The organism is Sulfurisphaera tokodaii str. 7, from assembly GCF_000011205.1.
Taxonomy (GTDB): domain Archaea; phylum Thermoproteota; class Thermoprotei_A; order Sulfolobales; family Sulfolobaceae; genus Sulfurisphaera; species Sulfurisphaera tokodaii.
Genome location: NC_003106.2, coordinates 2,439,716 through 2,463,671, shown reverse-complemented (window position 1 = coordinate 2,463,671; position 23,956 = coordinate 2,439,716). Strand labels below are relative to the sequence as shown.

The window sequence follows — 23,956 nt, the reverse complement described above, 5'->3', positions numbered from 1 at the left end:
TTTATGAAAATTAACGCATAGAAAAATGATTCTTCTAGTATAATCAGTTTTGACGATAAGAAGATAGTTAAATTTTTAGAAGAGAAAAATAAATTAACGATGAAATCATTATAATTAAACCACTTATTATCCAGAGAGAAAAATAACCCATTGATAGGATTATAAAAGATGCTACTATTGGTGCTATAATTCCACTACTTTGCCAAAAGAAATTCGCAAAGCCTGTTACGCTACCAGCCTTATTCCCACCTATTAAGGAAACCGCTGTTGAGTTAGCTGGTGTAATAACAAAACGAACAAACCCCATAATACTTGATATGGTCATTATGTAAATTGGAAGAGTAAGGAAAGAGAGAGAAAAGGTTAAAGTCCCGTAAAAGAGCTCAAAAAGAGAAAGTGTAATCTTCACTCCTAAACTTCTTATAATATATCCTGCAATTATCGTAGATGGTATACCAGCTAATGCAAGCAGAGAATACGCAATACCAGCCAAATAATCGTTGAGGCCTATAAACAAAAAGTACTTGTAAGCATACAAAGTAATTATCCAATATGCTAAAAAGAATAGAAAACCTGCTAAACTTATAATAATCACATTTTTGTCCTTCACAATTATTTCTCGTTTACTTTGTTCTCCTTTTCTACTTCTTATGAAGATAAACATAAAGGCTGTAATAAGAGAAACAAACGAAATAATATAGTAAGAAGATCTCCAACCAAAATTAATACTTATCCATGGTAAGATAAGCCCGGCTAGAACTATAGATAGTGGCCATGCTAAACTATAATAACCTATTGCAACAGGCAGTTCTTGCTTAGAAAAACTTAGGGATAAAATCTTTATAGTAACTGGATATATCCATCCAGCTGATAATCCCATTAAAATACTTCCGAAATATTCTTCTTGTATATTTGATGCTATACCAGAAATAAAAGATGATAGTGCTAATCCTACTAGGCTAAGAAGAGCTATAATTTTGGGTGAAACATAATCTGATAAAATTCCAGCTGGTATTTGGACTATAATATAACCAATAAAGAAAAGTGAGAATATTATACCGTCTTCAATGACTGTTGGTTTTAATGAAGAATACACTGATACTATACTCCATGCTATTCTTGAGAAATATGATAGGAAGAATGACAAAGATGAAATAAATACTATGAAAATCTTCTTTAGCATCATTATAGGACCTCCACCAGGGGTAATAATATGGGTACTAATAACGTTAATATTAGCCCATTTATCAACGCTCCGATCGCATATTCGTTACCTAATAAATCAACGTACAATGGTAGGGTAACGTCCATACTTGTAGCACCACCAACAGCTATTGCCCCTATCGGAGAAGCTCTTACTCTGAAAAATAATGGAATTAGAAGGAAAGTTAACTGTTCTCTTAAAAAGTTTACTAGAAAAGCAAAAACCCCGATTGTCGGACCATAATATTTTGCTAAAAATGGTCCCGTATAAGAATACCATCCAGATCCAAGAGTAGTAAGCAAAATCTCTTTAAAAGGATAGAAAGGTGAGAGAAGAATTGCTGAAATAATTGCTCCAAAAACATCTACTAAAATAGAAACTATTGCTAATCCGGAAATTCTCTTTAATATCTCAAGCTTTAAACTTTCACCGACTTGGATACCTATAACAATTACTAAGGCATATAATTCGTAATCAATTATCTCATTAAAATTTATCTTTACCTTTATAAAGAACCCTAAAAGAAGACCTAATATCAAGGGTAATATATATTTTAATTGTGATTTAAAATCAATCTTCTTCCATTCCGATTTGCTTGAGACGGTAAGGAATAATCCTAGTAAATAAGTAATTGTAACTACTACAATAGAGGTTAGCAATGAAGTATATAAGATATATAAAATCTGGGATCCACTAACCTCATTACCACCCCAGAATGAAATTGTAAATATTAAAGAAACTATTACAACATCAGATATTATAGAAGGAAGTTTAATAAATCTGCCTACAAGGATAAACACAAGGTAAAGTAATATGAATAGAACAAGAAAATACATAAAGTAGGATTGTAAGGGACGAGTATAAATATTCATCTTTTAGTAAGTTTTTTAAGATTGCAAAACTTTTAACCCAAGTGCAATTTTTCATTAAGAAATACAAGAAAGAGAATGATATTAATACAAAATATGAAGTAATTGCAGAACTCTTCTCATCAAGAATAGGGAGAGTATTAGACATGCCAGTATTAGAAATAATTCCGAAAGAAGAAGGTCTAAAAATGAAACTTCTACAAAAGAAATCAGATGGAAAAGCGAAAAATGTAGATAAGATTAAAAGAGCTTTAGCTTTTGAGGAATGGTTATTAAATATTGACTTAAAGGAAGAGCATGTAATGGTGGACAATAATAATACAGCTTATATAATAGATCATGGGCACTCATTATCAGCCTGGAAACCCTTATATTACGTAGTGGAGATAATAAATAGACCCGTGACTAGGTTCAAATTATGGAGTGATAGAGAAAGTTATAGTGAAGGAGTTGAGATAGTAAGGTCTTTGGATTGCGAGCAAACTAAAATACTCTTGAAAGAAACAGCCAACGAAGTAGCGCATATCTTTAATTTAAATAATGATGAAATAACTGATTTTATAAGCATAAGTTCCAGGATTCTTGAGTATAGAAGGAAAAACCTTCATTTACTTTTTGCAAACTAAACTACTTTACTAGAATAGATTGTTTTACTCCAATGTTTAACTGGGGAATGCATAATTTTATATTTTACTTTTTGTGAGTTATACCTTATGAATGAAAAAATAGAACAAGCAATTAGAGAAATGGGTTTCAAAAATTTTACAGAAGTTCAATCAAAAACAATTCCTTTGATGTTACAAGGAAAAAATGTTGTAGTGAGAGCAAAAACTGGAAGCGGGAAAACTGCAGCTTATGCTATACCAATTCTTGAGCTAGGAATGAAAAGTTTAGTAGTAACACCTACAAGAGAACTAACAAGACAAGTGGCCTCTCACATCAGAGATATAGGAAGATATATGGATACTAAAGTTGCGGAAGTTTATGGCGGAATGCCATACAAAGCACAAATCAATAGAGTTAGAAATGCTGATATTGTTGTAGCTACTCCCGGAAGGTTGCTTGACTTGTGGAGTAAGGGTGTCATTGATCTATCATCTTTTGAAATTGTGATAATTGATGAAGCTGACTTGATGTTTGAAATGGGTTTTATTGATGACATAAAGATAATCTTAGCTCAAACGAGCAACAGGAAGATTACCGGACTATTTTCAGCTACTATACCAGAGGAAATAAGAAAAGTAGTGAAAGATTTCATTACTAACTATGAAGAAATAGAGGCTTGTATTGGATTGGCAAACGTAGAACATAAATTTGTTCACGTAAAGGACGATTGGAGAAGTAAAGTTCAAGCTCTAAGAGAGAATAAAGATAAAGGTGTTATAGTCTTCGTAAGAACAAGAAACAGAGTTGCAAAACTAGTTAGGTTATTTGATAACGCTATAGAGTTAAGAGGAGATTTACCACAAAGTGTCAGAAATAGAAATATTGATGCATTTAGAGAAGGAGAATATGACATGTTAATAACTACTGATGTGGCGTCTAGAGGTTTAGATATTCCACTGGTAGAAAAAGTAATAAATTTTGACGCACCACAGGATTTAAGAACCTATATACACAGAATCGGAAGGACTGGAAGAATGGGAAGGAAAGGTGAGGCAATAACTTTTATATTAAATGAGTATTGGTTGGAGAAAGAGGTTAAGAAAGTTAGTCAGAAAGCGTAAACACATTTCCAGTTATTACGACTATACCTTCACTTTCTGCTAGTTCCTTAATCTTATCTTGTATTGAATTACAAACTAGAAACATTTTAATCTTTTTCCCAGGAAAATTCTCTTCAAAAGCCTCCTTCCTGTTCTCTAATTGCTCAATAGCTGCTGTGTCATCACACAAGTTCTTAATCTCAAAAATGTAAATATAATCATTAGTCTCGTAGAAATCCACTTAGTACTTCTTTCCTTTCTTCTTACTTTCTATAAAACCATGTTTAATATTTGAAGCATTAATGCCATGAAATATTAATCCCTCTTTGTATAACTCTAACATGGTTCTTTCAACGTAGTGACCTGCCCTAGACGTAAATGAGTTAAACATTATTTCTAGTCTTGTAAATCTTTTATCCACATAATCCTTAAATTCTCCGATCGACTTGACAAGCTCTTCTATTATCTTCGCATGCTCCATGAGAATTTTATTATGCTCCTCAAGCCTCTTATTTACCTCATCAAATTTCCTAGAATGCTCTTCAAGAAGTTTAGTATGTTCTAACAATACTTTATTCATCTCCTCAAGTAATTTAGAGTGTTCCTGAAGAGCCTTCTCTATTTCCTCAAGCCTCTTAGAATGATCTTGAAGAATCTTTTCTAACTCTTCAAGCCTCTTATTAATTTCGTAGAACTGTTTTGAATAATTTTCCATTATTTCATAAGATTTTTGTATTTTACTTTCAATATCTGCTAATTTTTCCCATATAAGAACTACATGATCATATGTAGTTCTGGCTAATTCCTCTATACTATCTAATCTTTTTATTATGATATCATTTTTAATTTGTTCATAGACTTTTGAAACTAACTTGTTGAATATCTCTGGGTTATTAATTATCTCATCGATACTCATTACTTATCATCCTTGTAGCATAAAATAAAAATGTTTACACTTCTTTTTATACTCAGTTATCTAAAAGTTTCCCATGGACAAGCACTTTCTTGCTTTATTAGGCGAAGCTGGAGCTACTGGCTTAGCAAAAGGGATTTATATAATAAGAAAAGAGGAAAGATTTCGTATAGCGTATGAAAATGAACTTTCACATTGGGAATATTTTAGGAAGTTTAAGAGGAGTTTGCTGGAAAAACCAGTTTATTATACTCTCGTTGTTGTAGGAATATTAATAGGAGTAATGGGTATGGCTGTAATACGAAGAGTAGTGAATAAAGTAGAGTCTCAAGCCTTGGATTTTTACTATAAAAACTTTGAGATAAATGGAGAGATAGCTAAGATAGTAGAGGATGAGAAACATCATTTCATTAAATGAAGACTATTTTACTTAGTTCGCTTTCGTACTTTTTCATCTTCTCATTAATTATCTGATTGTACTCTTTGTTACTTATTAATGATTTACTTTTTGCAAACCAAAGTGGTACTTCAATATAACCTTCTCCTAAAGTACAAATGCTCTTTGGAATCCAAATTTCCTTTCCCTTAATAGAGAAAAGATACGCCTTGTCCGTCTCAACTTTAACTTTTCCTTCAACCTTTATGAGTTCATTGTCAAAGTCTTTTTTCAACTTATTGTAAATATAATTTTGTAGTTGTATCTTATCCTCAAAAAGGTTTCCTTCATATTGATAAAATTTTATTTTATTTTCATAATCACAAACATAAAGAATTTTTTCAAAGATTTTATCTTTTTCTTCACAATTTAATTCTAGTTCTTTTAAATCTCCATTATAAATTACATAATAATTTACGAAAATCCTTTCATCATGTTTATATATTCTTTTTATGATAGTCCCATTCTGTTCATCTATTTCTCCCTCCATATATTTTAAACCCTTCATAGAACGCCATATCTTATTTTTGACTTTAATTTGCCTCCATTTTCCATTATCAAAAGCGAAATAATACTCTTCTTCATCTTTTCCTATTTTTCCAATCCTTATCATCTTACAAAGTTATTAAGGAGACTAAATAAAAGTATAGGCTAATATAATTAATACTACGGAAATAGTTAATAATGTTGCAGACATGTTCATAACCCATTTTCCTTCAAAGCCTGGAAGTTGCAATTTATAAAATAATATATGCATTACTCCGTAAAAACCAGTAATAATACTTATTAAAGTGAATATTATCTTTATTGCTAATTCAGGTGCTATCATCAAAAATTAATTATTAAACTTCACAAATTTAAATTTATCTTTAAAATAATACGGTATGATAAAAAATTAGATTGATTTCTGTAAATCTCTAGCATCATCCTTTAAATCTACAATTGAGTCTACAATATCATTTATCTTGTTTTTTAATTCGTCATCACTTAAATCATCTATGCTATCTAATAAGTCGTCTATTTCTGAAGAAATTGAATCTATTTCATCTTTAAGTTCTTCTAACATGTTTTTTATCTTTTCCTTATCCATGAGAAAAAAATTAAATTAGCCTTATTTAAATTATGCGTATGGATAACTTATCCAAGAAATTAGAGCCGAAAGAAAATACTATACCAACTTATCTTGTTTATGCACAATCTTTAAGTTCTATAGCCCCCTTGGGTTCTGCCTCAGCGTATTTAACATATGCTCTTCAGTATTCACTGTCATCAACATTTATAGCTGGAGTTTTTGGTGTATTAATTTACTTTTTGTGGGTATTAATTGGGTATGAATACTCAAAAGTGATTGCCTCTACTGGAGGTATATATGAATTTGCTAGAAGAAGTGGTGGTGAGCTTTTAGGTAAAATCGCTGGCTGGTTGTATTGGATAAGTTATGCTATATATTTACCTTCAGCTACAACTTACCTTACTGGAATAGTAATAACTTCCGAATTCTCACTTTCATCTATTGTAGTCACTACCATAGAAATTTTAATTCCTATAATTCTAACTCTTTTGCTTTTAAGCGGAATAAGACCACCACTTTTTTATGCACTCTTAACTTCAACTATTGAAGTTATTCTAATATTTGTCTTAGGAATAAAAGTAATATCTATTACAGGGTTCTCTTTGAGTCCATTAAAGGTTTCAGTATCAGTATCAGATTTCTTTTCTGGAGCCTTAGCAGTAGGTTTTACACTTGCCGGTGGTGGTGCATCGTTCTTTCTAGGTTATGAAGCTGTAGGGAAGGGAAAAACAGTAGCAAAATCTTATCTTTATGCTTATTGGATAGCGTCGATTTCAGTACTTTTTGCTTCATACTTTGAAATCGCGTTTGCTGGTTATTCAAATTCTGGCGTGAAAAACCTATTAAATGTCACTCAATACCCAGCATATTATATTGCCCAAAAGGTTATGGGAAGTAGCATAGCATTATTGATATTTATCTTTACTATAAACAGTTTAATTGGTTCTGTAACTGCAGCATATGTAGCCTTATCTAGATTAACTTACAGTTTAATTAGAAAAGATATGTTAAAATCAATCTTAGTAGTAGCATTGTTCTTTCTTGTAGTCAATTTAATAGCTGGGATTACTGGTGAGTTTGCCTTAGTATACTCACTTACTACAGAAGCTTCCTTAGTTACTTTGTACGGTTCACATGTAATAGTGTCTGCTTTATTTCCAGTATTTTCAAAGAAAATGATAGGATTTAGACTTTATCATATCTTGTTATCAATTTCAGCAGTTATTTTAATGGGATACGGTGTTTACTCAAATATAGTACCTTACTCTGGTTTAACAACATTAGTTGGAATACTTTCATTAATTGGAGGTGTAATAATAGGAACTATAAGCTGGGGATTAGAATGGAGGAAATTGAATACGCATTAAAACTAGTTAGAATGGGAAAACCTTTAACTGCTATAAATTTTATTAAACAATTTTTGAAGAATAATCCAGATAAAATAGAAAATAATGAAGAATGTAAAGCAATATCTAATATTATTTTACACTTTCCTTCCCTCAATGATGAAAGTTGGAGATATTTTGTTCACATAGAAAAAGATGACGCAGAAATACTAATAGAAAAAATTAAAGAATGCCTTAGGATTTAAACCCCTGCTTCAGCTTCATTTATCTTCTCTAAACTTTGGCCAATTGTATTAGGTAATACAAAGATTAATACAATCCCCATAATGACCATTGGTACCTGGAATAATACCCAAGTTGGTAGAGCACCTAGACTACTTATAATTGGCAATATTATTGCTGTTGATATTGCAGCTCCTAAATGTGCAGCGCCGTCACTGAAAGCAAATGATGTTGCTCTAGCATATGTAGGTACATTTTCAGTTCCATTTAAGTAATTTAACTGATTACTCCATCCTACACCAATAAAGTTTGTCAACAGCATTCCTCCAAATGCTAAGGGAACATTATAGTTAATAGTACCTATAGTAGCAATTAGTACTCCTAATAGCATTCCCACAAAATATGCTAAAGTAGTTAAAATAGCTCTTCTGACTTTTTCAACTATAAATCTTAATGCTATAGCACCTAAAAATGTTGCAACACCAGCTAAACCGTATAAAAACGTTAACTCGTTAATCTGGGCCTTTGTAAGATTTGATAATCCTCCAGCCCATAGTAAGAATTGAGTTAAGTATGGATATTCTCCAAAATAAAAGAAGAAGATAGACAGCATTACTGAAATTATTCTGATTGCGTACTTCTTGTTCTTAAATATAGTGAAGGGGTTTTTCTCCTCAACTTTATAGTTTAAGGGATTATATGGTGGTAATTGTATACCAGTTTTCTGTATTGCTTTCTCTTCCATTTCAGCTACGATTTTTTCAGCTTCATCAAGTTTCCCTTTTAACGCTAATATTCTTACAGTTTCACTAGCATGAGACCTTATTACTAATACTATAAATGCTAAAGTAGCACCAATTAAGAATATTACCCTCCAACCAATTGCGGGATTTAATAAATCAATTACTGAGGCTAGAAATGGTCCTAATCCTAAACCAGCCCATCCAGCAATATAAACTAGGTTAAAATACTGTCCCCTTTTTACTGCTGGAACCATTTCTACTATGTAAGTAGGTACTAATATTAAATCACCACCAATTCCCATACCAGTTATAAATCTAAAGACTATAAACATTGGGAAGTTAAATGATAGGGCATTTCCTAAGCTTCCTATAGCTGTTAGTAATGCAGTAAACATTAACATTGGTTTCCTACCGTACTTATCAGCAAAATACCCTAGAATTATTGCTCCTGGGATATAACCAGCTAATCCCATAGATACTACAATGGAAGCCTGAGTTGAAGTTAACCCTGTATATGGTAAGGATGTGCCGGAAAAAGCAATACCAATATCAATTACATCGTACAATGCTATAAAGTATCCAAATGCTAATGCAAGAATCACTGAGATTGGTAAAACCATAGTAGGTAATCTATCAATTCTTGCAGTTAACTCAGCCACTTTTTTATAGATTTGTTCTTTTGTAGGCTTATCTGACATCAGAAATTTATACTTTTTAAGAATATATAAGCTTTAAGCAACTTTGAATTTTTATCATTACAGTTTTAACAGCTTTAACATTAGCCTTATTACTCTAAACTATAATTTAAAATTGTGGATAAGATACGGATTTGGAATAAATACATCATTAGAATTTTAGAAACCATTGCGGCACCTTATTCCGTTTTAAGAAGGATTTACATTCAACTCGTTTTACTTAGCATAGTTGTTTATACTATTGCTCTTGTTTTTGTGTACTATCAAGGCCTAGATTGGATTTCAGCAATATATGCAGCAGTAAATGTTATTACAACAGTAGGACTTTATGCACCAGATATATATCAAATGCCCTCTCAAGAGAAGTTGTTTCTTACTGTAATGATATTGTTCACTGTAGGATTATTTGCTAGTATGGCCCAATCTTTAATATCTACAATATTAAATAGGAATACTTGGATAGATGCTAGAGCAAGATGGAGAGGGAAGCTTATGAAAGGTCATATTGTAGTAATTGGTAATACAGAAAGTATTCTATCTGCGGTTAAAAGGCTTGAAATATTAGGTAAAGACTACGTAGTAGTTACTAGTTCCAAAAAGCTTTATGACGAATTGAAGAGTGATAAGGTAATCTTTGGTGATCCTAATGATGAAAATAACTTACTCACTGCTGGAATAAAAAATGCTAGCTCGGCAATAATAGCTATGGAGGATGATTCGCAAACACTATTAATTACACTAAAAGTCCAAAAGCTAAATCCACCATTAATAATTGTAACGATGATAAAGGACTCGTCACTGATTGACGTATTTAAAACAGCAGGAGCAGATATTGTAATTCCTTTTGAAGAATTTATGGGTAGGATTATGGCATCCGCAGCTATCTCAAAGAACTTTGCAGGAATTGTTTATCCATCGAGCGATAGGGATTACTCAATAGGAGTCTTTGAAGTAAAGAAAAACTTTAAGTTAAGTGAACTTCCAGAAGGTATAATACCCATAGCGATACTTCATGATGGAAAATTAGATCCTTACTTTTCTAAGGAAACTGAAGTAAAACCAGGAGAAATATTATTTGTTCTTGGAAACCCACTAAAATTTAAGGATGTTAGTAAGTTAGTTGAGTGAGATTGCCTTCCTATTCTAACTAGATACATAGATCTGATCATAAAGTTTAAGTACAAGATTTTAAAGTAACTTGTTTATTATCTTTTCCCTGTTATCCTAAGAACTAGTTTACCTCCTTTTATGTATGATAAGAATTTAATATCTAATCCATAAAACAAATATGCTTTTAGAGTGTTATACATTATAATGAATATATTTCTATCGATTTAATAGTGAAGAGATTTAATTTTCATTTTGATAGAAGTTAAGTAGAGAGTTAATATGTATTTTGTAATATATTTACGAAACATGACTATACATCTAAAAATTTAAATTTAATCAAATCTAGTTTAATTTATAATTTTTTATCTATTTTTTAGAAAGTTTTAATTAAATAATTGTTAAGTTTTTGTACTTTTATTAATATAAATATATAAAGGTATAATGTCTATATATTATTTGTGGTGATTAAATGGAAGGACTTGAAAAGCAATTAAGTACTATCAGGTTTATCGGCGGTATCCTTTATTTTGTAAATATATTTTTCTCAGCCTCTATTTATACTGCATTAGAGAGCTTAGGTCTAGCTAAGGGTAGTTTAATATTTTCGCTTTTATTCGCAGTTCCCTTATGGTCAGCAGTCGTAAACGGAGTAATTCTTGGACTAATAATAGCTCAATTAAAGGACGCAGTCATATATGGGATTATAAAATCAGCTATAGCAATTGTGATATATTCATTGTATCTATCATTCTTTTCCTTACCACTATATATAGTATATTTGGCCCTAACTATTATAGGATTATGCGTAATACAATTAGGTGTATTATACTTGTATAGAAAAATACAAAAAAAGATATTTGGTTGATAGGTAATGTTAATAAAAGTACCTTACAAAACTATTAGAATTTTTCCTTCTGAAGTTAGGGGTAAATATGCATTCATGAAAGATGTAGTAGTGATCATTAGAACGCAAAATAAAGTATTATATGTTGATTGCTCTCATGATCATTTAGCGAATTATAGGCCTCCGCCCTTCCTCTCTGGTTACATCTTTGAGTACGAGATAATTGAAGGAGGAGAATATTGTGAATGTATAGCAAAAACTCTACAAGAAGAGCTTAAACCTCTATTTAAGAACCAGAAAATATGTGTCAAATCAGATATCACAGTGGTGATAGAAAGGTGATTGTGTTTAAAGATGTACAATGGATAGATAATGATAAGTTTAGACTACTAATTCACGGTATAGAAGTTACGTATAGGGTAGAAATTAAACCTGGCACTCTAACTCAAGTAATTCTTCGTTGTATAAATTACGATTCAGTTTGTCTTCTTGAAATAGATACGAGTAAGAACAAATTAGTAGCTATACAATGCATAGGTTTTGAAAAGGACGAAGTAAAGAAGGCTATAATATCTAAATTAGCTGTCCAGGTACCACAGTCTCTGAGAATCTAGAACGTCTTAATTATAAATTAGCCTATTTATTTTCGTAAGAGACCTTATTTGGGTCGTTCACACGCTCTTTACTAGTTGTATTTTTACATAGAATTAGTATAATTCTACAAAGAAATAATCAAATTAGTAGTTTAAAGAAATTCTTACAGGGGCAATCTTAGCTAGCATTATAACTGAAGTTTAACTGAAAGATTTTATTACTGAACGCCTTTACCTAAAAATCATAATATTTGTTCATGAGTTAATAAATATTTTAAATTTCTTAATCATATCAATTACTAAAAGGAAATTTTCAACTATAAGAAGATATTTTTTTATGCATTTTTAACATAACGTGTGAATGTAACGATTTTCCTATAAATGCTACTCATATAAGGTTCTATGAGACTCATCTTTAACATCTCTGCGGAATTAAAAATCTATAGGGATATAGATCGTGCGAGATTAAATCAGTTTTAAGAATCTTAACACAATTTTAAAAATTGCATTAATTGCTATTTCCCTTTTCACTTTAATTAGTTCCTTTTGTTTATGTAGTTCTATTAGAGGCATATCTGAAATTCGTAATACCGCTACCGCTCTTTTGCCGTAAAATTTAGTTACCTTATAGAAAGCACTAACTTCCATATCTATTGTAGAAACACCTATATTTACTAAGTAGTTTAAAAACTCAGTAGTTTCAGAATAAGGGAAAAGGATTGTTGCATGTAATGCTGAGTATGCTTTAGCTTCAGTTTCCTTAGCATATTCATAAATTTCGTCTAAAAGAGTTTCGTCAGCTTGCGGAATTGCTGCTGTAGGGTCAACGTAAAAATCACTTATGTTTTCAAACGGGACAACATACTTTGGTATGTTTAAGTCCCCTATTAATATTTCATTAGATAAGGATCCTGCAGTACCTATAAATAGTATATCTTTAATCTGCGAAATCGTAGCTAAAATCCGTATTCTCTCGGTGAAATCTATTAAACCTCTGCCTATAAATGCAATAAATCCCCTACTACCGTCTTTTTCAAGAAATAAATTTCCTTGAAATTGCTGAAGTATTTGGTCTCCTACTTTTAACCTATTTACTTTAATACCCATATTAATTAGTATGTCTTCGAAGTTTTTTGGAAATTGAGTATTAAGTGGTATGGGCGTTACTACTACCCTTTCTGGGATTTCATCTTCCTCTGCCCCAAGTTCCTCCTTTATGACTCTTTTTCTTATCTCTTTATTTCTAATGAAATCACCAAATATCATTAAACTACTTCTAAGAAAATCGATATATAAACTGGTTTGTTAAATCCCTCAGAGTCAGTCAAGGGCTTTATTGAGAATTGTAATTTTCCTAGAATTAATACAATATCCATAAATATTCTAGGTAGTTTAAATTATAATCTCCTTATTATACGCTTTTACTCACCACATATAAATATTACTTAATATATATTTAACGGTTAAAATCTCACACTACTGTTACAATCAAAAATCGCAAAAGACTCTTAAATTTACCATCCTTCAATTTTCTTGGTTGATAAACTAATCAATTTTCTTAAATTCAAAATCAATCGTTAATTTAAAAGTAAGTTCCATGTAGGCACTGATAAAATTTGAAGCTATCCTCAATTTTTGACTATTAAAGGGTGAAATAAATCCTGACTACTATAAAGCCTAAGGTTAAGTTTTATATTTCATAAAGTTATAGTCTATATAGAGAATTAGATATAGTACAAATCATTTTAGATCTTGCTTCTTTTATATCTTGTTTATGATATGAAACTTCATCATGATAATTCTTAAACTTACATATACTCGTGGAAAATTTTTTATTTGCAAACTATGTATTACATGTTAGACATGTCAAACAATCAACAAGATGAAAACAAAAAAACTGTTACAATACGAGGAGTCAATAGAGATTTGTACGAAAGAATGGTTAATGTAGCAAGAAACTCTGGGAAAACTGTAGGTGAAGTTATGAATCAAGCAATGATGACTTTCTTGGGATTAGCTGGGAAAGTCGGTGAAAAAATTGATGAGGCTACTCAGAAGGCAATAAATGTTGGAAAAGCCTTTGTTGAAGGGTATAATGAAGCTGGGAAAAATATATTCATAGTATCAGATTTAGAAGAGCTCCGTATAACGAAGAATGAGATTATAGGATTAGGTAAACCTGTATCATTTAGAAATATTAAGAGGTTAATACTAGATGATATTGACCAACAAACAATAGATCAATACATAGACTCTATCATTACAGTAGATGAAGTCGTAGTACCTTCTTCCGTAAATAAACTACTTCTCCTTCAGAAATGTAAATTTGTAAAGAGAGTAGTTACTATTTAGCATTGTGCCAAAAAGGTACTCTAATTTTTTCAACTCTATCCCACTCATCATAAGGTTTTATATCTAGAACTGGAGTACCATCATATGCGTTAACTCCTCTAACATATAGTATATTTCCCTCTCTTTTTACTAGCTCACATACGGAAATCCCAATAGGGTTTGGTCTAAATTGAGATCTTGTAGCGAATACACCAATCTTTATGTTATCTCTATCCCTTATTAACCTATATTCATTTACTAAATGTAAATGATACACTAAAATTATATGAGAAAATCCCTCTATTCCAGTTAGTCCTTCCTCGTACTCCTTATCAACAATTACTTCTACGATGTCTTGCCTTGAGGAAGAATTGTCTTTTCTCTTTATATAACCAATGTACTTAAAGCATACACTCATTATATAGTAATTTGTGATAGAAACTATTAATTTAACTAAGATTTACAAAGATGGAACTATTGCCCTTGATAACGTCACATTTTCCAGTGACGTGAAGATTTTAACCCTTTTAGGAAGAAATGGAGCTGGTAAAACTACTCTCACAAGGATTTTATCAACTCAACTTTTACCAACTAAAGGAGAAGCTTACGTTGAAGGTTATAACGTAATAAAAGAAGCTAAGAAAATTAGAAAAATTATTACTTCAATACCCCAAGAGGCGCAACCAGTAGGAATGGCATCCCCTTATGAGCATTTACTTATGTTCTTAACAGCAAAAGGATTATCTCTTTCAGAATCTGAAAGAGTGGCTAGAGAGGCCCTAAAAGAAGTAGGTTTATGGGAAGTAAAAGATAAACCTTCTGACGAGCTATCTGGAGGAATGAAGAGAAAGATCTTTGTTGCCATGGCATTAGCTGCAAATTCAGAAGTAATATTTCTTGATGAACCTACAACTGGTTTGGATCCATATTCTCGAACTGAAATTTGGTCAATACTAAAGACAATGAAAGGTAAAATTATATTAACTACCCATTATATGGAAGAAGCTGAAGAACTTTCAGATGAAGTTATCCTTTTACATAAGGGAAGAATTATTGCGATGGGAAGTGTTACAACCTTGCTAGAGAAATTAAAAGATAAAGTTAGAGTAGAGGGTATTGGAGATATAAAAGTAGGTAGGCTAAGAATAACTTATGTAGATAAGAGAGAAGCATCAAACTTTGTAGGAAAATATGTTGTGAAACCAATTAGTTTAGAGGATTTATTTATACTGTATGCGGGTGAGGGACTTGAAGAAAATTGACTTTCTAATTGCTTTTATAAAATTCTATGGTGTTTCTTCAATCAAAAGGGGATTTATATATGTTTTAACATACATGGCAATACCTTTAGCAGAACTCTTTTTAATATATATGATTTCAAAAGGAATTTTTTTAGGGTATGGAATAATAGGCGGATTAGTTACAGTGATTGCTACTAACGGATTGTCATCAACAGCAGATTTTGCATACTTAAGGCTTGAAGTTAAATTACAAGATTTACTTGTTTCTAGCGAAGTTACACCAAATGATTACATTTTGGGCTTAATGTTGTCTAATCTTGTTTACTCCTTACCTGGAATTATAGTTTACGTATTGCTTTCATTAATCTTCAAATTATTTAATCCAATAATGATCTTAATACTCTTACTTTTACTGTTTAATACATCAGCAATAGGTTTCTTTATAAGTACATTAATACCACATATGAGGTATAGTTGGGGAATTGGTGGTTTATTATCTACCTTTTTGAGTATTATTCCACCCATATTCTATCCTTACTACCTATTGCCAAAAGTGTTCTTTTATATCCTTTATCCTTTACCAACTACATTATCGGCTCTGATTATTCAAAATTATTCTGGGCTAATAACCCTTTCAAATAGTTTATTAGCATTTTCGTGGATATTACTAGTAGTAGAAACCCTTATCTTTTATTACATATCCCTTAAGTATAGTAGATGGAGAAGTGTATGATTATGTGAATTATTATTTATAAAGCTAAGAGTGAAATGTGAAAATTATGGATTATTTTGAGGATTACATATTACCAGAAATTTTCAAATTTTGTAGCCAGAAGAGTGATCCATGGGAATGCTTCATAAGTAAAGTTTACTTATTACCCCTCTCTATGGAAAATAAAAAGAAAATCTTAAGAAATTTTATTGATAAAAGGGTAGGAAGGAAAGTATTCATAGCAGGTTATCTAGCTAAGTATCTTTATAATTGTGATTATTTTGGAGAATGTGAACCTAATATATCACCAATAATACCAGATGATATTGTAATTCAAATATTTAGAATTATAAGAGATATTAAAAAAGATGATCAAGCTATTTAAGATTCTACTTTTTTCATACTTAACTGCTTAATCTTCATTTTATATATTAAAGCAGAAATTATCCATGTTATAGCAAAAGTTAGTATCACGAAATAACCTATTGATTCCCAGTATACGTTGTTTAATGCATTTATTTGATCCCAAAATGGACCATGAAGATTAAATTCACTAACTATTAAGCCAAACAATTCTATTGTACCAATTCCATAAGCTACCAAGATTGATATAAAGGTCATTGTCAAATTATACCAGATTTTTCCCAAAGGATTTCTGAAAGCCCAACCGTAAGCAGATCTCATAAACAATCCATCAAGCGTATCTATTAAACTCATACCTAATGCAAACAATCCTGGCAAAATTAGTATAGTAGTTATTGGGATTGAGGAGAAAGCTCCAGCTACTGTCGCAGATATAGCTAATATAGCCACCTCAGTTGCAGTATCAAAACCTAAACCAAATAAAAACCCTATAACGTACATTTGCCATTCCGAAGTAACTATCTTAAACAATTTATTGAAAAATCTATTCATGAAACCCCTCTTTAACAAGAGTTCATTTAATTTCTTCTCATTAAGATTTTTCTCCTTTCTAATGGTTTTATAAACCTCATACAATTCTAAAAGGACTAGAGTGTTTAAGAATGCTATTATATACAAAAACCCTCCACTTATTAAAGTTCCTATAATACTGCCTACATTCTCAATGCTCGGTAAACTATTTATAATATACCTTGAAGCTATGATTAACATTAGGCTTAGAAGAATAACTACAGTTGAATGACCTAGCGAGAAGAATGTGCCAACAAACACTGGGTTTCTTCCTTCTTGAAGAAGTTTTCTGGTAACATTATCGATCGCAGCAAGATGATCAGCGTCTACTGCATGTCTTAATCCAAATGTATAAGCTAAAATACCAAGAGTTATGAAAGTTCCAGTTAGTACACCATCATCAGTTTGTATTTGCAAATTCTCTTTTGGTAAATTAAATAAGATGAAATAAAAAATCACAGTCAAAATAATATTTATAATAAAAAATGAACCCATAAATACCATTTTTGTTAAAGATTTAGAACCCATAATATTTGGATAAGTTATCCACATTATAAACTTTTTGGATAAGTTATCCATATCAAACAAAAGATATTTCATAAAATATAAGATCAGAGTACCCGCATCTCTTCATTAATTCAGCATATGGGCTTTTCATCATCGAATCTTAACTATATTATTACTTTCCCTTTATGATTATCTCGTACTCTATATATTCTATAATTATGTTTCACTTTTAATTAGTCTTTAGATCATTGCTTTTACGTTCGTAATACTTTTAGTATGAACCTCACTTTAAGGGAAATCTTGAAAACTTTTAAACATTCTTAAAATCATAAAGATTTTCTTAAACGTTACTAAGTATAGCTACAGTCTTATTTAAAAATACTTTCAAACTAAAATTACTTCGAAATAAGAATAAGTTAAATTTAAATAGTAGCGAGTAGCAAATAGTAATAGATACAAAATGAGTGAAGAAAAAATTCCCCTAATAGGAGAAAAGTTCCCAGAAATGGAAGTAATAACGACACATGGTAAAATAAAACTACCAGATTACTATCAAGGTAAATGGTTTGTATTATTTAGTCATCCAGGAGACTTTACACCTGTTTGTACAACTGAATTTTATTCTTTTGCAAAAAAATATGAAGAATTCAAAAAACTTAACACTGAGTTAATAGGACTTTCAGTAGACAGCAATATCTCACATATTGAATGGGTTATGTGGATAGAAAAGAACTTGAAAGTCGAAATTCCATTCCCGATTATAGCAGATCCTATGGGAAATGTAGCCAAAAGATTAGGAATGATACATGCAGAATCCTCAACCTCTACCGTTAGGGCTGTATTTATCGTTGATGATAAGGGTATAGTTAGGTTAATTATGTATTATCCCATGGAAATAGGAAGGAATATAGATGAGATTCTAAGGAGTATAAGAGCATTACAGTTAGTAGATAAAAGCGGCGTAGTTATTCCAGCAAACTGGCCTAATAATGAGCTTATCGGCAATAAGGTAATTAATCCACCACCAAGAACGGTTAAAGATGCTAAATTAAGAATAAATCAGCCATTTGATTGGTGGTTTACGTATAAAGAAATATGAGTTTTTTACCCTCTCCTAACTACTCCAGTCATACAATGTATTCCCCCATTTCCTCCAGTTAAGTTTTCTACATTAACTTCAATAACATCTAATTCTCTAAACTTTCTACTATATCTAGGTGAAATTATCTTACCATCATCTATAGTTAGAAAATTACCTAATTGCATTTTAGCCTCATTCTCATCAATTTCTATTATGTTAAAACCCTTCTTTTTAACGTACTCATACAAATTAGTTACTTCAATAAGTTTTCCATAATTATATACTTCAGTTCTACTCTCTTCCATTAGTTTTTTCACGCCTACAACGCTATTTGACGATGGAACGTTAAAGAACATATCTAAATGAAAAAACTCTTTACGAGCCTCATAAACTACAGCTACTTCACCTAAATTAAACAGATTTGACGCTCCAGTAAAATCAGTCCTATTACCAATTCCAATAATGTGAAAATCCTTCATCGGAAAATAATCACCTCCTTCTAGTTTGCCCTTCTTGATTTCTTTGTACTTTATTCCTAAAGCTTCCCAAAATAGTTTAGTAACTTCTGTTTCTCTTTCCCTCTGTTTGGTTGCCATTTTTCCTATTATTATACCATCATTTGTCGTAATCTGTTGATCCCTCATAAAGTAAAGGTTAGGTAAAGGATCTGCTATAATTACATTTTCATTTTTTATAACCGGGTTTAGAATGAGGAGTTCTATTAAATAATTCGGATCATTAGTATCTACTCCTACTAGGTTTTTAACTTTTTCCAAAAAAGAATAGTTGTTCCTCATTTTGGTTATTATTACACCTTTTAACCTATGAACTTTAACCCCTTCTTTTTCCAACGTTTTTCTTAGTTTATCATGCTCTCTCCTAGCCTTAGTTAGGCTGAAGGATCTTTCAAAAAGAAATTGTGAAGGATTAAGCAGTGCAAATAATACTTCGTAACCTGGTTTATGTACAACTACTTCTCTTAATTTTTCCCATTCTGCTCTCGCGGACATATTATGATGAGACATAAAATACTCTTCCATCCTTTAAAGTTATTTTAACACATTTTTCACCAGGCTTTATGTTATAGTAAGATACTTTACCGTCAATAGTTGTTCCTGCAACTATAACACCCTTTTCATACAAATTCATTATTAACTTGCAAACATCATCTGGAGGAGTTGTACTCTCAATCTTTTCAATATTTTTCTTATTTATCTTTATAGGAGGTAAATTAGGAACTTCAATTATTATCTCATTTTCTGTTTCTTTCATATTTGAATATACGAAAGCAAAAATTAAAAGACTTTCGAATAAAAGAACCTAAATACTTCTGATGCATTTGGTCTTTTCCCTGGTGATGTCATATAAATGATAAAGTTAGCTACATCCGGTTCAACGTTTCTTAATGGTGAAAAATCTCTCGTCATGTAAAGTTTTGAATCTAATAAAGAGACATTTAACGTGGAAAAGAAATCGTTATAGACTTGTAACATTTGAGGAGAATTTAATACTTTACCAGTTAGTAATTTAAATGCAGTTGCACCTAATGAATAGATATCATCTAATGGTGAAATACCACCTAAAATCATTGATTTTACATGCTCTATTGATGCATATTCTGGGGTTAATTGAAATGCTTTTTCTCCTATCTTTACAGCACTTCCTAAATCACTTAGTTTTACCTTTATCCTTCCGCTAAGCAGACCTTTTAAAGCTTCTTCAGGTTTTTTAGGTAATGCAGACGTGAAAAGAATATTATGAGGTTTAACATCAGAATGTACATACCCGTTATTATGAATTACTTCTAATGCTGATGCAATTTTAGCAATTATTAAGTACACTACTTTTCTCCACCTAGGGTTAGTAAAATCGTAATTGTTTGCAGATCCACCGGACATGTATTCAAGGACTATATGTGGAGGATTCTTTATATATGTTAAAATATCCCCCCTAAGTATAGCGTAAATATCTGGTTCATCAAAATGTACAGCATAAATTCTAACTATATTGTCTGATTTCTCAGAAATTTGAACAAGAACACTTTCCTCGTTTTTTATATCCAATAATAATTCCTTAATATTCTTTGTAGTAAAACTAGTAGGATTTATTTTAGGAATTTTTATAGCGTAGAAAATTCCTTTCTTTTCCCCTTTTAAAATATAACTTAAACCACCCTCAGAAATGAAATCAACGATCTTATAGCCATTAATTTCCTGACCTTTCCACATTGTTGGTTTCCATTCACTACAAGCTTGTCTATAACCATCTTTACATGCTCTCATTAGCAATTCAGCTCTTTTATCTAGATAAAACTGTGAAAGTAAATAGTAGTATTTAGCTGGTAAATCTGAGTTACTTATCTTTTCAAGCTCACTCTTTTTCATTTTACTAATAGTTTGCACAAAAAGAAATTCTTCGTCAGCCTTAGCAAAACATTCAACAAATCTCACCAAGTTTTTGCATTTTAGATAATCTTGAGACTTTTTTGAATATCTTATTATGGTTTTGCAATTAGTCTCTTTACAAATACTCCATCTCAATCTGAATATGAGATATACTATTGCTCCGAAAATTCCAGCATCAATTTCATAAAAATAATGAAATTTGTGAATTGAAATATAAACGGCTATGAAGATTAAGATAATAATTGAAGGGACTTTAAATGCTTCAACTAAAGCCTTTTTATAATCACGGTAAATTAAAAGGAGAGCTAAGTATCCGACAAGGCTGAAGAGAAAAGAAAACGGTAAAAGTAAGAGATCATAGATGGAAAAAAGGGAGAGTATAACGCCTAGTGAGAAAACTACTATCCCAAATTTTCTAATTAACTCCCTAATCACGATATTGATTAGATTAGAGTACTTAAATATTCTACTAATGGATCTAATTCTTTTATATCAACGTTATACGGATTTAAGAGAATTTTCTTATCGAATGGAATAGTGATAATTAGAGTATCTCTAAAGTATTTTCTTATGTTTTCAAAATTAATTTGATAAGATGCAGTGACTTCATTTACAATTATTGCCAAAGGATTAAACAATCTTGTAGATTTGAAACCTAGATTTTTCTGTATAAGATCAGAAAGAAAATCATTTATAGGTAACATAAGTCTCATTGTATAATCTATTATCTCGTCAGGAGGGGCCAAAATAGGTATGGCCTTATAAGAGTACTCATTAAACGCATTTATCCATGCTATTAAGTTTTTTTCAAAACATTCATCAGAGAAAAGAGGAGGGTTATCTACTATTATTACATCGTAATCTTTATATTTCCTATATTCTTCAACAATTTTACCAATATCTAAAGAGAGAAAATTCCTTGAACACCCTAGGTTTACAAGAGGTATATTATCAATATCTTTTTTATAATCCCCATTAGGGAATTCGTCTTTAATATTAAAATAATTTGAAAGAGTTCTAGATAATGACCTATCTATGATAACTACGTTTCTATTTTTTGATAATTTTTTAGCTAATTGAAAAGCTATAAATGATTTCCCGATACCTCCTTTTAAACTTATTATATTAATTCCAAGCATTATTATTATATTTCTCTTTTTTAGACTTTTAAATCTTAGTCGTAACATATAGATTCCTTTTCTTCACATTATTCGTCTTTTTTCGCTGTTTTTATGTCGAGATTAAAGACAATAGAATTAGGAACTATTAAGTTACTTTTTTAGGTATGTCTCTATATAAGAAACTTATCACTCCTAGTGAGAGAGAAAATAAAGAGTAAACTAAGACAGAAATTAAGGCAGAAATTAAATCAGTTGATATTGAAGGAAGTAAATCAATTGCTTGAACTATGATACTAAATGGTGAATTAGAAACTATTATAAAAGGTAGCTGTGTAGCACCCCATGAAGGCAAATACTCAGCTATTATCACATATTGTGCTGAATGCGTTAATATATCAATAAACTCTAGTACATCGGAAACTAATATAGAACCAATAAGCAAAGAACTTGAGATTATGAATGATAGGCTACTTCTCCTTAACATTTCTCCTATCATAAAAGCTATATTGAAAAATACTAATGAAGAGAAAAGTACAGAAGCAATTATTTCTGGCAAAATTCCAATTTCATCTTGATTGCCAAATAACAAATAGGACATAACTACTGAGAGGATAACCATAATACCATAAATGGAGGATAATAATATAAATGAGCCTAACCATTTCTCCATTATAAATCTAAATCTAGTTATAGCTTTAGTAAGGAAGAAATCTATTGTGCCTTGTTCATACTCTTCTGACATCGAACCAGACGATATAGATATTGCTAAAAAATGAAGAAGAAGACTTTGAGGTAAAAGAGTCCCTAATGCCCACATATAAGGATAAAGAGGCGTGAGTAAGACTCTAACTCTCTCTGATGGGACAAAAGCTACAGCAAGATAAACAGCTATTTCAAAGAATAAAGAAATAGCAATAAGTACAATAACTTTCTTTCTCGAAAAAGCCCTTCTCCACTCATAAAGCATTATTTCCAACACTATTTATCGCCCTAGCATAAGCTTCCTCTAAATTTAAATCCAAATAAAAACCTTTAACGCTAATGTTAGATTGAATTAAAGACTTAAGTAACTCTTCCCTTTTATCCTCTGAAAGAGATACAACAACTCTTGAATTTTCTCTATAAACTCTCTTTACATATTCTAATGAACTAACTAGATTAAGAACCTTTTCGACTTCATTAGTCTCAATAATTACATTTATCCCGAGAAATTCTCTAACTAGTTGCTCAACACTACCCTCAAAAACTATTTTACCCTTATAGATCATATAAACCCTATCAGAGAGCTTTTTAACATCCTCTAACTCATGTGACGTCATTAAAATTGAAGAACCGTTTTTCTTTAACTTATTAAACATCTCTCTAACCTTTACACTAAATATTGGATCTATACCTATATTGGGCTCATCAAGTATCATAACTTCTGGATTTCCTAATAATGCTTCAGCAATAGCTATTCTTTGAGTCATTCCTTTACTATATTTAGCAATTTGCCTATCTGCAAATTCGGCCATCCCAACAATGTCTAGCAACTCATCTACATCATCTTTTTTAGCTCCCTTTAATTTAGCTGATAACATCAATACCTCCCTTCCAGTCATAAAGGGAGGTAAATTTGGTAACTCTTGCACGTATCCAAGATTTTTAAAGATGCTCTTATCCTTAAAGGGATCTTTACCCATTATTCTCACTTCTCCCTTGTCCGGTTTTATCAAAGTTAAAATACTTCTTATTAATGTAGTTTTTCCTGCACCATTAGGACCAATTAATGATACAAACTCACCCTTCCTAACTCCTAATGAAACATTAGATAAAACTTCCCTTTTACTATATTTCTTTACCAGCCCAAATACATCAATCATTAATTTATCT

The 23,956-nt window shown here is 31.0% G+C and carries 31 protein-coding genes; 14 read left to right on the top strand and 17 right to left on the bottom strand.

Annotation, left to right across the window (positions count from 1 at the left end; translation table 11 throughout):
* Window positions 1-67: 67 nt before the first annotated feature.
* Window positions 68-1,186 (bottom strand): MFS transporter, encoded by a 1,119-nt coding sequence (locus STK_RS13550; RefSeq protein WP_010980548.1) that lies wholly within the window; start codon window positions 1,184-1,186, stop codon window positions 68-70.
* Complete coding sequence (locus STK_RS13545; RefSeq protein ID WP_052846803.1) at window positions 1,186-2,040, bottom strand: lysine exporter LysO family protein; 855 nt, start codon at window positions 2,038-2,040, stop codon at window positions 1,186-1,188. Before STK_RS13545 ends, STK_RS13550 begins: the two co-directional genes overlap by 1 nt.
* Window positions 2,041-2,117: 77 nt before the next feature.
* Between STK_RS13545 and STK_RS13540 the strand changes: the two genes are divergently transcribed.
* A complete protein-coding gene (locus STK_RS13540) occupies window positions 2,118-2,699 on the top strand; it encodes a hypothetical protein (protein ID WP_010980546.1) in 582 nt (193 codons plus the stop codon).
* Between the two features lie 87 nt (window positions 2,700-2,786).
* Window positions 2,787-3,800: a DEAD/DEAH box helicase gene (locus STK_RS13535; protein WP_010980545.1), complete on the top strand. Its 1,014-nt coding sequence runs from the start codon at window positions 2,787-2,789 to the stop codon at window positions 3,798-3,800.
* Here the strand turns inward: STK_RS13535 and STK_RS15785 are convergent.
* Together STK_RS15785 and STK_RS14650 are read right to left on the bottom strand one after the other, a co-directional pair.
* Window positions 3,784-4,020: an endonuclease NucS gene (locus STK_RS15785; protein WP_232616491.1), complete on the bottom strand. Its 237-nt coding sequence runs from the start codon at window positions 4,018-4,020 to the stop codon at window positions 3,784-3,786. The two genes, STK_RS13535 and STK_RS15785, sit on opposite strands and share 17 nt — an antisense overlap.
* A complete protein-coding gene (locus tag STK_RS14650) occupies window positions 4,021-4,695 on the bottom strand; it encodes a hypothetical protein (protein WP_010980544.1) in 675 nt (224 codons plus the stop codon). It lies immediately after the preceding gene.
* Between the two features lie 73 nt (window positions 4,696-4,768).
* Here STK_RS14650 and STK_RS13525 point away from each other — a divergent pair, with 73 nt between their 5' ends.
* Window positions 4,769-5,110, top strand: a complete 342-nt coding sequence (locus STK_RS13525) for a hypothetical protein (protein WP_010980543.1) — start codon at window positions 4,769-4,771, stop codon at window positions 5,108-5,110.
* Here the strand turns inward: STK_RS13525 and STK_RS13520 are convergent.
* From STK_RS13520 to STK_RS13510, 3 genes are all read right to left on the bottom strand, one after another.
* The gene (locus STK_RS13520) at window positions 5,103-5,741 is read right to left on the bottom strand and encodes a hypothetical protein (RefSeq protein ID WP_010980542.1); all 639 of its coding nucleotides are present in this window, start codon (window positions 5,739-5,741) and stop codon (window positions 5,103-5,105) included. The two genes, STK_RS13525 and STK_RS13520, sit on opposite strands and share 8 nt — an antisense overlap.
* 21 nt (window positions 5,742-5,762) lie before the next feature.
* Window positions 5,763-5,957, bottom strand: coding sequence for a hypothetical protein (locus STK_RS13515; RefSeq protein ID WP_052846802.1), 195 nt, complete (start codon window positions 5,955-5,957; stop codon window positions 5,763-5,765).
* A 66-nt stretch (window positions 5,958-6,023) separates the two neighbouring features.
* Window positions 6,024-6,218 carry a hypothetical protein gene (locus tag STK_RS13510; RefSeq protein ID WP_010980541.1) on the bottom strand — a complete coding sequence of 65 codons (195 nt, stop codon included), beginning with the start codon at window positions 6,216-6,218 and terminating at the stop codon, window positions 6,024-6,026.
* A gap of 32 nt (window positions 6,219-6,250) precedes the next feature.
* On the opposite strand from STK_RS13510, the gene STK_RS13505 reads away from it, so the two are divergent.
* Both STK_RS13505 and STK_RS13500 read left to right on the top strand, forming a co-directional pair.
* Complete coding sequence (locus STK_RS13505; RefSeq protein WP_010980540.1) at window positions 6,251-7,567, top strand: amino acid permease; 1,317 nt, start codon at window positions 6,251-6,253, stop codon at window positions 7,565-7,567.
* On the top strand, window positions 7,543-7,791 hold the full coding sequence (locus tag STK_RS13500; protein WP_052846801.1) for a hypothetical protein: 249 nt from the start codon (window positions 7,543-7,545) through the stop codon (window positions 7,789-7,791). Before STK_RS13505 ends, STK_RS13500 begins: the two co-directional genes overlap by 25 nt.
* On the opposite strand, the gene STK_RS13495 is transcribed toward STK_RS13500, so the two are convergent.
* Window positions 7,788-9,209, bottom strand: coding sequence for an MFS transporter (locus STK_RS13495; protein ID WP_010980539.1), 1,422 nt, complete (start codon window positions 9,207-9,209; stop codon window positions 7,788-7,790). The two genes, STK_RS13500 and STK_RS13495, sit on opposite strands and share 4 nt — an antisense overlap.
* Before the next feature lie 114 nt (window positions 9,210-9,323).
* Here STK_RS13495 and STK_RS13490 point away from each other — a divergent pair, with 114 nt between their 5' ends.
* From STK_RS13490 to STK_RS13475, 4 genes are all read left to right on the top strand, one after another.
* Window positions 9,324-10,334, top strand: coding sequence for a potassium channel family protein (locus STK_RS13490; protein WP_010980538.1), 1,011 nt, complete (start codon window positions 9,324-9,326; stop codon window positions 10,332-10,334).
* 451 nt (window positions 10,335-10,785) lie between these two features.
* Window positions 10,786-11,181 (top strand): hypothetical protein, encoded by a 396-nt coding sequence (locus STK_RS13485; RefSeq protein WP_010980537.1) that lies wholly within the window; start codon window positions 10,786-10,788, stop codon window positions 11,179-11,181.
* Between the two features lie 6 nt (window positions 11,182-11,187).
* Window positions 11,188-11,502 carry a hypothetical protein gene (locus STK_RS13480; RefSeq protein ID WP_010980536.1) on the top strand — a complete coding sequence of 105 codons (315 nt, stop codon included), beginning with the start codon at window positions 11,188-11,190 and terminating at the stop codon, window positions 11,500-11,502.
* On the top strand, window positions 11,499-11,774 hold the full coding sequence (locus STK_RS13475; RefSeq protein ID WP_198429704.1) for a hypothetical protein: 276 nt from the start codon (window positions 11,499-11,501) through the stop codon (window positions 11,772-11,774). The genes STK_RS13480 and STK_RS13475 overlap by 4 nt, the downstream gene beginning before the upstream one ends.
* A gap of 444 nt (window positions 11,775-12,218) precedes the next feature.
* Here the strand turns inward: STK_RS13475 and STK_RS13470 are convergent, their stop codons facing one another.
* Window positions 12,219-13,019 carry a purine-nucleoside phosphorylase gene (locus STK_RS13470; protein ID WP_010980534.1) on the bottom strand — a complete coding sequence of 267 codons (801 nt, stop codon included), beginning with the start codon at window positions 13,017-13,019 and terminating at the stop codon, window positions 12,219-12,221.
* A 579-nt stretch (window positions 13,020-13,598) separates the two neighbouring features.
* Between STK_RS13470 and STK_RS13465 the strand changes: the two genes are divergently transcribed.
* Window positions 13,599-14,105, top strand: a complete 507-nt coding sequence (locus STK_RS13465) for a hypothetical protein (protein ID WP_010980533.1) — start codon at window positions 13,599-13,601, stop codon at window positions 14,103-14,105.
* Here STK_RS13465 and tsaA read toward each other — a convergent pair.
* Window positions 14,098-14,502: a tRNA (N6-threonylcarbamoyladenosine(37)-N6)-methyltransferase TrmO gene (gene tsaA / locus STK_RS13460; protein ID WP_010980532.1), complete on the bottom strand. Its 405-nt coding sequence runs from the start codon at window positions 14,500-14,502 to the stop codon at window positions 14,098-14,100. The genes STK_RS13465 and tsaA overlap by 8 nt on opposite strands.
* Before the next feature lie 13 nt (window positions 14,503-14,515).
* Between tsaA and STK_RS13455 the strand changes: the two genes are divergently transcribed.
* The 3 genes from STK_RS13455 to STK_RS13445 are packed head-to-tail and all read left to right on the top strand — an operon-like array spanning window position 14,516 to window position 16,422.
* Window positions 14,516-15,346 (top strand): ABC transporter ATP-binding protein, encoded by an 831-nt coding sequence (locus tag STK_RS13455; protein WP_010980531.1) that lies wholly within the window; start codon window positions 14,516-14,518, stop codon window positions 15,344-15,346.
* Window positions 15,318-16,058, top strand: coding sequence for an ABC transporter permease (locus tag STK_RS13450; protein ID WP_010980530.1), 741 nt, complete (start codon window positions 15,318-15,320; stop codon window positions 16,056-16,058). Before STK_RS13455 ends, STK_RS13450 begins: the two co-directional genes overlap by 29 nt.
* 46 nt (window positions 16,059-16,104) lie before the next feature.
* The gene (locus tag STK_RS13445; protein WP_052846798.1) at window positions 16,105-16,422 is read left to right on the top strand and encodes a hypothetical protein; all 318 of its coding nucleotides are present in this window, start codon (window positions 16,105-16,107) and stop codon (window positions 16,420-16,422) included.
* Here STK_RS13445 and STK_RS13440 read toward each other — a convergent pair.
* Window positions 16,419-17,498 (bottom strand): HoxN/HupN/NixA family nickel/cobalt transporter, encoded by a 1,080-nt coding sequence (locus tag STK_RS13440; protein WP_084742683.1) that lies wholly within the window; start codon window positions 17,496-17,498, stop codon window positions 16,419-16,421. The genes STK_RS13445 and STK_RS13440 overlap by 4 nt on opposite strands.
* Window positions 17,499-17,937: 439 nt before the next feature.
* Between STK_RS13440 and STK_RS13435 the strand changes: the two genes are divergently transcribed.
* On the top strand, window positions 17,938-18,576 hold the full coding sequence (locus STK_RS13435) for a peroxiredoxin (protein ID WP_010980527.1): 639 nt from the start codon (window positions 17,938-17,940) through the stop codon (window positions 18,574-18,576).
* Window positions 18,577-18,581: 5 nt separating this feature from the next.
* Here the strand turns inward: STK_RS13435 and STK_RS13430 are convergent, their stop codons facing one another.
* The 6 genes from STK_RS13430 to STK_RS13405 form a co-directional block, all read right to left on the bottom strand.
* A complete protein-coding gene (locus tag STK_RS13430; protein ID WP_232616489.1) occupies window positions 18,582-19,583 on the bottom strand; it encodes an arginine deiminase family protein in 1,002 nt (333 codons plus the stop codon).
* Window positions 19,570-19,830 (bottom strand): hypothetical protein, encoded by a 261-nt coding sequence (locus STK_RS13425; RefSeq protein WP_052846795.1) that lies wholly within the window; start codon window positions 19,828-19,830, stop codon window positions 19,570-19,572. Before STK_RS13425 ends, STK_RS13430 begins: the two co-directional genes overlap by 14 nt.
* 23 nt (window positions 19,831-19,853) lie before the next feature.
* Window positions 19,854-21,398: a protein kinase domain-containing protein gene (locus STK_RS13420; RefSeq protein WP_010980525.1), complete on the bottom strand. Its 1,545-nt coding sequence runs from the start codon at window positions 21,396-21,398 to the stop codon at window positions 19,854-19,856.
* An 8-nt stretch (window positions 21,399-21,406) separates the two neighbouring features.
* Window positions 21,407-22,102, bottom strand: a complete 696-nt coding sequence (locus STK_RS13415) for a ParA family protein (protein WP_052846794.1) — start codon at window positions 22,100-22,102, stop codon at window positions 21,407-21,409.
* A gap of 127 nt (window positions 22,103-22,229) precedes the next feature.
* A complete protein-coding gene (locus STK_RS13410) occupies window positions 22,230-23,063 on the bottom strand; it encodes an ABC transporter permease (RefSeq protein ID WP_010980523.1) in 834 nt (277 codons plus the stop codon).
* Window positions 23,041-23,946, bottom strand: a complete 906-nt coding sequence (locus STK_RS13405; protein WP_010980522.1) for an ABC transporter ATP-binding protein — start codon at window positions 23,944-23,946, stop codon at window positions 23,041-23,043. The genes STK_RS13410 and STK_RS13405 overlap by 23 nt, the downstream gene beginning before the upstream one ends.
* Between the last annotated feature and the right edge of the window lie 10 nt (window positions 23,947-23,956).